Source organism: Pseudomonas sp. GD04058 (genome assembly GCF_029836855.1).
GTDB lineage: Bacteria > Pseudomonadota > Gammaproteobacteria > Pseudomonadales > Pseudomonadaceae > Aquipseudomonas > Aquipseudomonas bharatica.
Genome location: NZ_JAOECN010000002.1, coordinates 377809 through 391156, shown reverse-complemented (window position 1 = coordinate 391156; position 13348 = coordinate 377809). Strand labels below are relative to the sequence as shown.

Below are 13348 nucleotides of genomic sequence, written 5' to 3'. Positions count from 1 at the left end.
GCCCCGGGCGAGCGCCTGTACCGTACCGGCGACCTGGCCCGGCGCCGTGCCGATGGCGTGCTGGAATACGTCGGCCGTGCCGACCACCAGGTGAAGATCCGCGGCTACCGCATCGAACTGGGCGAGATCGAGGCACGGCTGCTGGAACACCTGGCGATCCGCGAAACCGTGGTGCTCGATATCGATGGCCCACAGGGCAAGCAGCTCGCCGCCTATGTGGTCACCCGCAGCGAGCTGGATGTCGATCAGCTCAAGGCTTCGCTGAAAACCAGCCTGCCGGACTACATGGTCCCGACCCACATCGTGCAGTTGCCGGCCATGCCGCTGACGCCGAACGGCAAGCTCGACCGCAAGGCCCTGCCGCAGCCGGATACCAGCCTGTCGCAGACGGCCTATGTCGCGCCTGAAACCGAGCTGGAGCAGCAACTGGCTGCGATCTGGGCCGAAGTGCTGAAGATCGAGCGGGTCGGTCTCGACGACAGCTTCTTCGAGCTGGGCGGGCACTCGTTGCTGGCGACCCAGGTCATCTCCCGGGTTCGCCAGGGCCTGAAGATCGAGCTGGCATTGCGCAGCCTGTTCGAGGCCCGGGACCTGCGCGGTTTCGCCCGTCAGGTCGCCGCCGCCGAAAGCAGCCAGCAACAGGCGATCACCCCGGCCGACCGCAGCCGGCCGCTGGCGCTGTCCTATGCCCAGCAACGCCAGTGGTTCCTCTGGCAACTGGAACCGCAGAGCGCCGCCTACAACATGCCGGCCGCCCTGCGCCTGCGCGGCGCGCTGGATATCGCTGCGCTGGAGCTGAGCTTCGAAAGCCTGGTCGCCCGCCACGAAACCCTGCGCACCACCTTCCGCCAGGACGGTGCCCAGGCCGTGCAGGTCATCCATGCCCCGGCACCGTTCGTGCTGGAAGCGCAGCACTTGCCGGCGTCCGGCCTGCCCCGTGAGGAACAGGTGCGCTTGTTCATCGAGGCCGAGACCCTGCGCCCGTTCGATCTGGAACAGGGGCCGTTGCTGCGCGTGCGCCTGCTGCACCTGGGCGCTGATGAACATGTGCTGGTGCTGGTCCAGCACCATATCGTCACCGACGGTTGGTCGATGCCGATCATGGTCGATGAACTGATGCGCCTGTACGCCGGCTACAGCCAGGGCGAGGCGGTGCGCCTGGCGCCGCTGGCGATCCAGTATGCCGACTACGCGCTGTGGCAACGTGAATGGCTGGAGGCGGGCGAGAAAGCCCGGCAACTGGCCTACTGGACCGCACAACTGGGCGGCGAACAACCGGTGCTGGAACTGCCGACCGACCATCCGCGGCCGCCGGTACAGAGCACTGCCGGCGCGCAGTTCAGCTTCAGCCTCGACCCGCAACTGGCGGCCGCACTGAAAACGCTGGCGCAAGGGCAGGGCGTAACCCTGTTCATGCTGTTGCTGGCCTCGTTCCAGACCCTGCTGCACCGCTACTCGGGCCAAGGCGACGTACGGGTAGGCGTGCCGATCGCCAACCGCAACCGCGCCGAAACCGAGCCGTTGATCGGCTTCTTCGTCAACACCCAGGTGCTCAAGGCCGAGCTGGATTCCCAGACCCGCGTCGTCGAGCTGCTGCAACAGGTCAAGCGCCATGCCCTGGAAGCCCAGGCCCATCAGGACCTGCCGTTCGAGCAACTGGTGGAAGCCCTGCAACCGGAGCGTGACCTGAGCCGCAGCCCGCTGTTCCAGGTGATGTACAACCACCAGGGCGAAGCCGCACAGCTGGTGCCGCAACTGGCCGGCCTGCAACTGGAAGCGGTGCCGTCCGATAAGCACACCGCGCAGTTCGACCTGATGCTGCACACCGTGGAGCACAGCGACGGCCTGAGCGCCTCGTTGACCTACGCCACCGCGCTGTTCGAAGCCGACACCATCGCGCGCATGGCCGGGCACTGGCAGCAACTGCTGCGTTCGATCAGCGCCGATGTGCAGCAACGCATCGGTGAGCTGGCCCTGCTCGATGCGATTGCCCAGCGCCGTATCGTCCAGCAGTGGAACGCCACCGCCGCGCCGTTCCCCGGCGACACCGGCATCCACCACCTATTCGAAGCCCAGGTGGCGAAGACTCCGGACGCCCCGGCGCTGGTCTTCGCCGGCCAGCAACTGAGCTACGCCCAGCTCAACCGCCGGGCCAACCAGCTGGCGCACAAGCTGCGCGAACTGGGGGCGCGTCCGGATGCGCTGATCGGCCTCGCCGTGGAACGCAGCCTGGAAATGGTCATCGGCCTGCTGGCAATCATGAAGTCCGGCGGCGCCTATGTGCCGCTCGACCCGGATTACCCGAGCGACCGCCTGGCCTACATGATCGAGGACAGCGGCGTCGAACTGCTGCTGACCCAGGAAGCCCTGGTGGAGCGCCTGCCGATCCCGGGCCATGTGCGGTCCCTGAGCCTCGATCGCCTGTCGCTGGAGCATTACAGCGACGCCAACCCGGTACCGGTGAGCCTGGCCGACAACCTCGCCTATGTGATCTACACCTCGGGCTCCACCGGCAAGCCGAAAGGCGCCGGCAACAGCCATCGCGCGGTGATCAACCGCCTGCACTGGGGGCAGAAGGCTTATGGGCTGGAGGCCAGCGACACCGTGTTGCAGAAGACCCCGTTCAGCTTCGACGTCTCGGGCTGGGAGTTCTACTGGCCGCTGCTGTGCGGCGCGCGCCTGGCGGTAGCCCTGCCGGGCGATCACCGTGACCCGGACCGGCTGCTGGCGACCATCCGCCAGTACGGCGTCACCACCGTGCATTTCGTGCCGTCCATGCTCCAGGCCTTCATGACCCACGAAGACGTCGAGACCTGCACCAGCCTGCGCCGGGTGATGTGCAGCGGCGAGGCGCTGCCGGTGGAACTGGCGGCCCAGGTGCTCAAGCGCCTGCCCCATGCCGACCTGCACAACCTGTACGGGCCGACCGAGGCGGCGATCGAGGTCACCCACTGGACCTGCAGCGTCGATGACCTGAACGTGCCGATCGGCCACCCGATCGACAACATCAAGACCCATATCCTCGAGGACGGCCTGCTGCCGGCCGCGCCAGGTTGCGCCGCCGAGCTGTACCTGGGCGGCGTCGGCCTGGCCCGCGGTTACCACAATCGTCCTTCCCTGACCGCCGAGCGTTTCGTGCCGGATCCGTTCTCCAGCGACGGCGGCCGCCTGTACCGCACCGGCGATCTGGCCCGCTATCGCGGCGAGGGCATCGTCGAATACGCCGGGCGTATCGACCACCAGGTGAAGATCCGCGGCCTGCGCATCGAACTGGGCGAGATCGATGCACGGCTGCAGGAGCACCCGGCGGTGCGCGAGGCCAGCGTCATCGATATCGACGGCGCCAACGGCAAGCAACTGGCGGCCTACCTGGTTGCCCGTGATCCCTTGCAGGACACCGATGAACTGAAGGAAATCCTCAAGGCCCACCTCAAGGTGCACCTGCCGGAATTCATGGTACCGAGCCACTTCCTCTGGCTGGAGCGCATGCCGGTGAACGCCAACGGCAAGCTTGATCGCCGGGCCCTGCCGAAGCCCGACCTGAGCCAGAACGCCTCGTCCGGCGTGGCCCCGAGCACTCCGCTCGAGGGGGAACTGGCGGCCATCTGGCGCGATGTGCTGAAGCTGGAGCAGGTCGGCGTGACCGACAACTTCTTCGAGCTGGGCGGCGACTCGATCATTTCAATCCAGGTGGTCAGCCGTGCGCGGCAGGCGGGGATCCTGTTCACCGCCAAGGACCTGTTCCAGCGCCAGACCATCCAGGGCATCGCCCAGGTGGCCAGCCGCGCGCCGGCGGTGCGCATCGAGCAGGGCACCCTGAGCGGGCCGACGCCGTTGCTGCCGATCCAGCAGCGCTTCTTCGCCAGCCCGGTTCCCGAGCGTCATCACTGGAACCAGTCGGTGCTGTTCACCCCGACCGTGGCCCTGGATGCCGTGCGCCTGGAGGCGGCGCTGCAACGCCTGGTGGCGCACCACGATGCCCTGCGCCTGAGCTTCGTCGACGCGAACGCCAGCTTCCGCGATGCGGTCAGCGGTGAACTGCTGTGGGTGCGCGACCTGGAATCTCGCGAGGGGCTGCGTGCCCTGTGCGATGAAGCGCAGCGCAGCCTGAACCTGGTCGAAGGTCCGCTGCTGCGCGGTCTGCTGGTCAAGCTGCCGGAGGGCGAACAACGCCTGCTGCTGGTGATCCATCACCTGGCGGTGGACGGCGTGTCCTGGCGCATCCTGCTGGAAGACCTGCAGGCGGCCTATAACGGCGCGGCGCTGGTGGACAAGACCCACTCCGTGAAGGTCTGGGCCGAGCAACTGCAAGCGTGGGCCGCTACGCCGCAACTGGCCGCCGAACTCGACTGGTGGCAGGCACAGTTGCAAGGCGTCAGTGACGAACTGCCGCTGGACCACGCCGAAGGCGGGCGCCAGCACCAGCACGAAGTCACCGTCAGCAGCCGTCTCGATGCCGACCTGACCCGGCAGTTGTTGCAGGAGGCTCCGGCGGCCTATCGCACGCAGATCAACGACCTGCTGCTGACTGCCCTGGCCCGTGTGATCGCTCGCTGGACCGGCCGTACCGACACCCTGGTGCGCCTGGAAGGTCACGGTCGTGAAGAGCTGTTCGATGGCATCGACACCCACCGTACCGTCGGCTGGTTCACCAGCCTGTACCCAGTCAAGCTCAGCGCTGGCGACGACCTCGCCAGCTCGCTGAAGACCATCAAGGAACAGCTGCGTGCAGTCCCGAACAAGGGCCTGGGCTACGGTGTGCTGCGCTGGCTCGGCGACGAGCGGGCGCAACGCACCCTGGCGGCGCTGCCCCAGGGCGAGATCGTGTTCAACTACCTTGGCCAGCTGGATGGCAGCTTTGCCGGCGACGATGCACTGCTGGCGCCATCCGGCGAAGGCAGCGGCCAGGGCCAGGGCGACGAAGCCCCGCTGGAGAGCCTGCTGGCAATCAACGGCCAGGTACTCGACGGCCAGTTGGAAATGCTCTGGAGCTTCAGCGGCGAACTGTTCGAACGCAGCACCGTGCAAGGGCTGGCCGACGCCTACGCCAGCGAACTGCGCCTGCTGATCGAGCATTGCCTGTCGGCCAATGCTGGCGGGGCGACGCCGTCGGACTTCCCCCTGGCCGGCCTCGACCAGCGCCAGCTCGACAGCCTGCCGCTGCCGGCGGCGCAGATCGCCGATATCTACCCGTTGTCGCCGATGCAGCAGGGCATGCTGTTCCACAGCCTGTACGAGCAGGACAAGGCCAGCTACGTCAACCAGATGCGCGCCGAAGTGCGCGGTATCGAGGTCGAGCGGTTCATCGCCGCCTGGCAGGCCGTGGTGGATAACCACGAGGTGCTGCGGGCCAGCTTCGTCAGCAGTTTCGGTCAGCCGTTGCAGTTGATCCGCAAGCGACTGGCGGTGCCGTTCGAACTGCAGGACTGGCGCGGGCGCAAGGACGTCGAAGCCGCACTGGTCGAGTTCGCCGAAGCCGATCGCCAGCGCGGTTTCGATCTGCAACACGACGCCCTGTTGCGCCTGAGCCTGCTGCACACCGACGAGGGCGTGCATCAACTGGTCTTCACCTGTCACCACATCCTGCTGGATGGCTGGAGCAGCTCGCGGATGTTCGGCGAGGTGCTCCAGCGTTATCACGGCGAGGTGGTGCCGGCGGCCAGCGGTCGCTACCAGGACTATATCCACTGGCTGCAACGCCAGGACGTGGCGCTGGCCGAGCACTTCTGGCGCGGCCAACTGGCCGAACTGGAAGCACCGACTCGCCTGGCACCGTGCTTCCGCGCAGCGGGGCAGGGTCATGGCGAGCTGCGCCACGACTTTGCCGTCGAGGTGAGCGCGCAACTGGGCGAGTTCGCCCGGGACCAGCGCGTCACCCTCAACACCCTGTTGCAGGCGACCTGGATGCTCCTGCTGCAACGCTATACCGGGCAGGCCACGGTCACCTTCGGCGCCACGGTGGCGGGGCGTCCGGCGGACCTGCCGGGCGTCGAGGAACAGCTCGGCCTGTTCATCAACACCCTGCCGGTGGTCGGCAGCCCGCGTGCCGAGCAGCGCGTCGAGGACTGGGTGCAGGAAGTCCAGGCGCTCAACCTGGTACTGCGCGAGCACGAGCACACCCCGCTCTACGAGGTGCAGCGCTGGGCCGGCTGGGGCGGCGAGGCGCTGTTCGACTCGATCATGGTGTTCGAGAACTACCCGATCGCCGAGGCCCTGCAACAGGCTTCGCCGCGTTCGCCAAGCTTCGCCAAGGTGGTCAACCAGGAGCAGACCCACTATCCGCTGACCCTGGCGGTGGAGGCGGGCGAGCACTTGTCGCTGGCGGTAGGCTATGACCTGGCGCACTTCGACCGGGCCGCCATCGAACAACTGCTGCGGCACTTCGAGCACCTGCTGCTGACCCTGGCTGCCGACAGCCAGGCTCTGCTCGGCGAACTGTCGCTGCTCGACGAGAGCGAGCGCCAGCACCGGCTGCATGACTGGAACGCCACGGCCACGGACTACAGCGAAGCCTGCATCCACGAACTGATCGAACAGCAGGTCCAGGCCACGCCGGACGCTGCCGCGCTGATCCTCGGCGAGCTGCAACTGAGCTACGCCGAACTGGACCGCCAGGCCAACCGTCTGGCCCATCGCCTGCGTGACCTGGGTGTCGGCCCGGATGTGCTGGTGGGGATTTCCTTGGAGCGCAGCCTGGAAATGGTGGTCGGCCTGCTGGCGGTCCTCAAGGCCGGCGGTGCCTATGTGCCGCTGGACCCGGCCTACCCGCGCGAGCGCCTGGACTACATGGTTCGCGACAGTGGGATCCGCCTGCTGCTGACCCAGTCGTCGTTGCTCGCCGACCTGCCGCTCAACGACGGCCTGACCAGCCTGAGCCTCGATGAACTGATCGACTGGCAGGACCTCGCCGAGGCCGCGCCGCCGTCGGTGCCGGTGAATGCCGACAACCTCGCCTACGTGATCTACACCTCCGGCTCCACCGGCCGGCCGAAAGGCGTGGAAATCCGCCATGGCGCCCTGACTAACCACATGCTGTGGATGCAGGACGAGCTGCAACTGCTACCGAGCGACCGCGTTCTGCAGAAGACCGCCTTCAGCTTCGACGCCTCGGTGTGGGAATTCTGGCTGCCGCTGCTCAACGGTGCGCAACTGGTCCTCGCCAGCCCGGCGCTGAGCGATGACCTGACCCTGCTGTGGCGCGAAGTGGCCGGGCAGGCCATCAGCATCCTGCAACTGGCGCCGTCGGTTCTTCAGGCGCTGCTGCCGGAAGTGCGTGCAGGTCAGCTGGATTCGCTGCGGACCCTGGCCTTCGGTGGCGAGGCCCTGAGTGCGGCGCTGGTCGGGCAGTTGCGCGAACAGTGGGGCGGCCAGATGTACAACCTGTACGGCCCGACCGAGGCGACCATCGATACCAGCAGCCTGCTGATCGACGGCCCGCTGGACACCGCGATCGCTGCCATCGGCAGGCCGATCAGCAACGTGCGTACCTATGTCCTGGATAGCAATCTGCAGTTGTGTCCGGTGGGCAGTGCCGGCGAGCTGTATGTCGGCGGCGCCTCCCTGGCGCGCGGTTACCACCAGCGTCCGGACCTGAGCGCCGAGCGCTTCGTGCCGGATCCGTTCACCCCGGGCGCACGCCTGTATCGCACCGGCGACCTGGTGCGCTACCGCGCCGATGGCGTTATCGACTACCTGGGGCGGATCGACCATCAGGTGAAGATCCGCGGCCTGCGTATCGAACTGGGCGAGATCGAGGCGCTGCTGCTGCGTTTGCCAACGGTGCGCGAGGCGGTGGTGCTGCCGCGGGAAAGCGCCAACGGCACGCAATTGGTGGCCTGGATAGTGGCGGAGCAGGGTGTGGTGACGGGCGACGAGCTTGTCCACGAACTGAAGGGACTTCTGGCCCATGACCTGCCGGGCTTCATGGTGCCGACGCAGTGGCTGTTCCTGGAACGGTTGCCGCTCACGCCGAACGGCAAGCTCGATCGCCGGGCGCTGCCGCAGCCGGACATCGGCCACGCCCACGCCGCCTACGTGGCGCCGCAGGGCGAGCTGGAAGAGCAGCTCGCGGCGATCTGGGCCGAGGTGCTCAAGGTGGACAAGGTGGGCATGAGCGACGACTTCTTCGAACTGGGCGGGCACTCGCTGCTGGCGACGCAGATCGTCAGCCGCGTGCAGAAGGAACTGGGTCACCACGTGCCGCTGCGCGCCATGTTCGAGCTGAACACCTTGCAAGCCCTGGCGGCGTACATCGAAAGCCAGCAGGACAAGCGCATCGACGAGGCCAAGGTGGATCGCCTGTCGGACCTGATGGCCGAGCTGGAGGCCCTGTAACCGAGAGCACGCCACTGATCCCTGTGGGAGCTGGCTTGTCGGACCGCCGAACCGCAGCGATTACGGTAGTGAATTCACCATCGCAATCGCTGGCAAGCCAGCTCCCACAAGGTCCACGCAAAACAGGAAAAATCTGTTTCACCCGGTAAATCCCCACCGCGCTGGTGCGTTTCTCCAGCAAGGAAACCCACCTCATCCATCTTTCTTGAGGGTTGCACAGATGTCAGTCGCTATCAGGTTTGCCGAAGGCCAGGAGGCCGGCGAAACGCTCTACCAGTTCGACGAGTCGCCGCTGCTGGCCCGGCAAAGCCGCCAGGAATCCAACGCACGCAGCTATCCGCGGCGGATTCCGCTGGCGCTGAAACGGGCCAAAGGCATCCATGTCGAGGACGTTGAAGGCCGGCGTTTCATCGATTGCCTGGCCGGTGCCGGAACCCTCGCCCTGGGCCATAACCACCCGGTGGTGATCGAGGCCATCCAGCAGGTGCTGGCGGACGAACTGCCGCTGCACACCCTGGACCTCACCACCCCGGTCAAGGACCAGTTCGTCCAGGACCTGTTCAGCATCCTGCCGCCGGCACTGGCGGCCGAAGCGAAGATCCAGTTCTGCGGCCCGACCGGTACCGACGCGGTGGAGGCCGCGCTGAAACTGGTGCGCACCGCCACCGGGCGCAGCACCGTGCTGTCGTTCCAGGGTGGCTACCACGGCATGAGCCAGGGTGCCCTGAGCCTGATGGGCAGCCTGGGCCCCAAGCGCCCGCTGGGTGCGCTGCTGAGCAATGGCGTGCAGTTCATGCCCTATCCCTACGCCTACCGCTGCCCGTTCGGCCTCGGTGGCGAGGCCGGGGTCAAGGCCAACCTGGCCTATCTGCACAACCTGCTGAGCGATCCCGAAGCCGGCGTGCAACTGCCGGCGGCGGTGATCGTCGAGGTGGTGCAGGGCGAGGGCGGGGTGATCCCGGCGGACCTGGAGTGGCTGCGCGGGGTACGCGCCATCACCGAAAAGGCCGGGGTGGCGCTGATCGTCGATGAAATCCAGAGCGGTTTCGCCCGCACCGGCAGGATGTTCGCCTTCGAGCACGCCGGGATCATTCCCGACGTGGTGGTCATGTCCAAGGCCATCGGTGGCAGCCTGCCGCTGGCGGTGGTGGTCTATCGGCAGTGGCTGGACAGCTGGGCACCGGGCGCCCATGCCGGAACCTTCCGTGGCAACCAGATGGCCATGGCGGCGGGTTCGGCGGTGATCCGCTACCTCAAGGAGCACAATGTCTGCGCCCACGCCGCCGCCATGGGCGAGCGCCTGGCCGGGCATCTGCGCGAGCTGCAGCAGCACTACCCGCACCTGGGCGATATCCGCGGGCGCGGGCTGATGCTTGGCGTCGAACTGGTGGACCCGGATGGCGAAGTCGATGCCCTGGGCCATGCCCCGTACTTCCCGCGCCTGGCGCCGCTGGTGCAGCGCGAATGCCTCAAGCGCGGGCTGATTCTCGAACTGGGTGGGCGTCACGGCAGCGTGGTGCGCTTCCTGCCGCCGCTGGTGATCACCGCCGAGCAGGTCGACGAAGTGTCGGCAATCTTTGCCCGGGCGTTGGCAGCGGCGGTGTCCAGCCTTTAATTTTTCGGCGTCCCCGGACGTCTAGGTACATATCAACTTTCGGAGAACAGCAATGACTTCAGTTTTCGACCGCGACGACATCCAGTTCCAGGTGGTGGTCAACCACGAGGAGCAATACTCCATCTGGCCGGACTACAAGGAAGTCCCGGCGGGCTGGCGCACCGTGGGCAAGAGCGGGCTGAAGAAAGACTGCCTGGCCTACATCGAAGAGGTCTGGACCGACATGCGCCCGCTGAGCCTGCGGCAGAAGATGGACGCGCAGGCGGCGCAATAACGAAAAAGCCCCGGTGAACACCGGGGCTTTTTTGTGTGTCTCGCGCTGCTGGACCCTGTGACCCTGTGGGAGCTGCGGTGCGGCGGTCCGACTTGCCAGCGATAGGGCCCTGAAGGTCACCGCATTATCATCTGCCAGCCTGCGCTTGCAGCCACTCCACCGTCCGCGGCGAAGCCTCCGCCAACGGAATCGCCGCCTGATGCACCGCCCCGTCCCAGCCTTCCATGGTGATCCACAGCTGCGCATCCACCGGCGTGTTTTTCGGCACCGGCAAGCTCGCCCCCAGCCGATGCGCCGAACCAAAGAAGATCACCCCCGCCGCCCGCAGGCTGCGCGGCTTGCCGATCCTCAGGTAGGTCGCCTTGACCCGCCTGGCACAGGCCTCGCACAGCTCGGCATTGAAGCTCTTCATAAAGCCGGATGCGCCATCCAGCTCCGGCCCGCGCTCCTTCAGTTCGGCCAGCGTCAGGCTCCAGGGCCCGACCTGGACATCGCCGATCACTCGCTGCCCCAATCCCCGATCCCCTCGAAACAGCGCGGTCTCGGCGAAGTACCGCGGCATGAAGCCCAGCGGAATCAGGATCAGCAGGATATTCAAATGGAAGCGCCACTTGCGCCAGAAGCGCCCGAGCGACGATTCCGGCCGGGCAGCGAGGTCCTTGCTCACAGGGTGTTCTCCACGGTGTTGACGGGGCGCGGCTTGCGCTCTTCGCGGGCTTCGCGCTTGAGCGCGGCGGCGGTGGCCAGTGCGGTGCGCTTGGTCCAGATCAGCAACCCGCTTAGCACCATCAGGCTCAACACCAGGCCGAAGAAGGCCCAGATCGCCTTGATCCAGAAGCCGCCGAAGTCCCCGGTATGCAGCGGTCGCATCGACTCGGTGAGCAGCTCCACGCCGGTGCGGTCCGAGAGCAGCCGCGACGCAGCGATCTCGCCGGTGTAGGGATGGATATCCACCAGTTGCGGAATCAGCGGATACCAGCTGCGCCCACCCACCTGCAGGGTGCCGTAGGTGTTGCTGGGCATGATGATATTGCTGGTGTCCAGGCTGGGGATTTTCTCCCGGGCGATCGCTACCGCGCGGTCCAGGCTGATCATCGGCGGCGGCTCGCCGTCGGCGGTGAGCGGCACGCTGTTGTGGGCCATCACCAGGGTCGCCGGGGAATAGCTGGAAATGCTCACCTGGTTGTCCTCCAGCAGCGCCTGGACCAGGAACCAGGTGCCGGTGATGGAGATGGTCGCGATGAACCAGATCGACCAGATGCCGCTGAGCCGATGCAGGTCGCCCCAGAAGATCCTCGCGCCGTGGCGCAGGCGCAGCACCGGGTTGAAGAAGCCTTTCCAGAAGCGCTTGTAGACCACCAGCCCGGTAACCAGCGAGCCAAGCAGCGGCAGGCCGAGGAAGGACACCAGGTACCAGCCCCAGGAATGGCCGTTGGTTGCCGGGATCAGCCACCAGCCGTGCAGGGCACGGGTGAAACGGCGGAAATCGAACGATGGGGCAAAGCCCTGGATCTCGCCGCTGTACGGGTTGACGTAGGCCATGCTGGTGCGTCCGCCGGGCAGGCTGATGGTGGCGTTCAGGGCGAAATAGTCGCCGTCCGGCTGGTACAGCGCCGCGATGATCGCCTCGGGATGCTTCTGCGCCAGGAGATCCTTGATCTCCTCGAAGCTTAGGCGCCGGGCATCCTCCGACGGCGCGGTGGCGCGCATCTCCGGGTAGGCCAGCCACATGATTTCCTTGCTCACCACCGCCAGGGTCCCGGTGACGCAGACGATCAGGACGAAGAACCAGATCGGCAGGGCCAGCCAGCTGTGCACCAGAAACCAGAGTTTCGAGCGGGACTTCTTCGACATGGGTAACGCTCTCGCTGCAAATCCGTAAGGACATCCATTTCTTTACGAACAAGCACGGGACGTTTTTAGGCAAAACCTGCAGCGAAGATGCAAGTAAATGTTTCGGTGCGCGGGGGAGGGCGCCGGCCGGGCTAATTTTCCGCTTCGGCCAAACGTTCCATCAGCAGACGAGGCGTGCCCTGCCGTTGGGGCTTGGGTGGCCACAGCCTTCAGGGAGAACCTTCATGAGTCATGCGTTGAGTTTGGATATCCGCCCCTTGCTGGCCGGGTCAGGCACCTTGCCCATGCTGATCGAGGCACCGGAGCCGGGCCTGGACCTGATGGAAGCGCTGGGCGAATTCAAGCCATTGGTGGCGCAGCACCTGTACAGCGCTGGTGGCATCCTCTTCCGCGGCTTCGAGGTGGGTGGCGCCGAACGCTTCCGCGAATTCGCCGCCGGCTTCGGCGACCCGCTGCTCAGCTACGAATTCGGCTCGACCCCGCGCAGCAACGTGACCAAGGGCGTCTACACCTCCACCGAGTACCCGGCGCACCAGAGCATCCCCCTGCACAACGAACAGGCCTACACCCTCGACTGGCCGATGCGCATCTGGTTCTACAGCATGATCGCCGCCGAGACTGGTGGTGAAACGCCGATTGCCGACAGCCGCGAAATCTACCGACGCATCCCGGCGCGAATCCGCGAGCGTTTCGTCGAAAAGAAACTGATGTACGTGCGCAACTACGGCAATGGCCTGGATGTGGAATGGAGCCAGGTGTTCAACACCGACGACGAAAGCGTGGTCGAGGCCTACTGCCGGGCGCACGCGATCCAGTGCGAATGGAAGGACGACGGCGAACTGCGCACCCGGCAGATATGCCAATCGGTGGCCACCCACCCGGTCACCCAGGACCGGGTCTGGTTCAACCAGGCGCACCTGTTCCACGTCTCCAACCTGCCGCCGGAAGTGCGCGAGAGCCTGCTGGACGTGGTGGACGAGGAAGACCTGCCGCGCAACGTCTACTACGGCGACGGCTCGCCGATCGAGGTGGACCTGCTGGATGAAGTGCGCGGCGTGCTGGACGACTGCACCATCAAGTTCCCGTGGCTGGAAAACGACGTGATGATGCTCGACAACATGCTCGCGGCCCACGCGCGGTCGCCGTTTACCGGGAAGCGGAAGGTGGTGGTGGCGATGGCGCAGGGGCATTCGGAGCGGTAGCCCTAGTGCTTTATTGCTGGCAAGCCAGCTTCCACAGGTCCAGCAGTGCGCGCAGTCACTGTGGGGGCT

The 13348-nt window shown here is 66.2% G+C and carries 6 protein-coding genes; 4 read left to right on the top strand and 2 right to left on the bottom strand.

From position 1 onward, the window contains the following. The 3 genes from N7650_RS03470 to N7650_RS03460 all read left to right on the top strand — a co-directional run. Window positions 1-8334: non-ribosomal peptide synthetase (locus tag N7650_RS03470; protein WP_279897127.1), on the top strand; the 8334-nt coding region annotated here is incomplete at its 5' end. A gap of 220 nt (window positions 8335-8554) precedes the next feature. Further along, entirely contained in the window at window positions 8555-9949 is a 1395-nt protein-coding gene (locus tag N7650_RS03465; RefSeq protein ID WP_279897126.1) for an aspartate aminotransferase family protein, read from the top strand. A 52-nt stretch (window positions 9950-10001) separates the two neighbouring features. Next, window positions 10002-10223: an MbtH family protein gene (locus N7650_RS03460; protein ID WP_009403109.1), complete on the top strand. Its 222-nt coding sequence runs from the start codon at window positions 10002-10004 to the stop codon at window positions 10221-10223. Window positions 10224-10350: 127 nt separating this feature from the next. On the opposite strand, the gene N7650_RS03455 is transcribed toward N7650_RS03460, so the two are convergent. After that, window positions 10351-10890, bottom strand: a complete 540-nt coding sequence (locus tag N7650_RS03455; protein WP_279897125.1) for a thiamine pyrophosphate-binding protein — start codon at window positions 10888-10890, stop codon at window positions 10351-10353. Next, a complete protein-coding gene (locus N7650_RS03450; RefSeq protein WP_279897124.1) occupies window positions 10887-12077 on the bottom strand; it encodes a PepSY domain-containing protein in 1191 nt (396 codons plus the stop codon). The genes N7650_RS03455 and N7650_RS03450 overlap by 4 nt, the downstream gene beginning before the upstream one ends. A 224-nt stretch (window positions 12078-12301) precedes the next feature. On the opposite strand from N7650_RS03450, the gene N7650_RS03445 reads away from it, so the two are divergent. Next, window positions 12302-13279, top strand: a complete 978-nt coding sequence (locus N7650_RS03445) for a TauD/TfdA family dioxygenase (protein WP_009403112.1) — start codon at window positions 12302-12304, stop codon at window positions 13277-13279. The last annotated feature ends 69 nt before the right edge of the window (window positions 13280-13348 follow it).

Coding starts and splice junctions, on each gene's coding strand:
- N7650_RS03450 (WP_279897124.1), bottom strand. CDS start 12,077: ATGTCGAAGAAGTCCCGCTCGAAACTCTGGTTTCTGGTGCACAGCTGG.
- N7650_RS03465 (WP_279897126.1), top strand. CDS start 8,555: ATGTCAGTCGCTATCAGGTTTGCCGAAGGCCAGGAGGCCGGCGAAACG.
- N7650_RS03445 (WP_009403112.1), top strand. CDS start 12,302: ATGAGTCATGCGTTGAGTTTGGATATCCGCCCCTTGCTGGCCGGGTCA.
- N7650_RS03460 (WP_009403109.1), top strand. CDS start 10,002: ATGACTTCAGTTTTCGACCGCGACGACATCCAGTTCCAGGTGGTGGTC.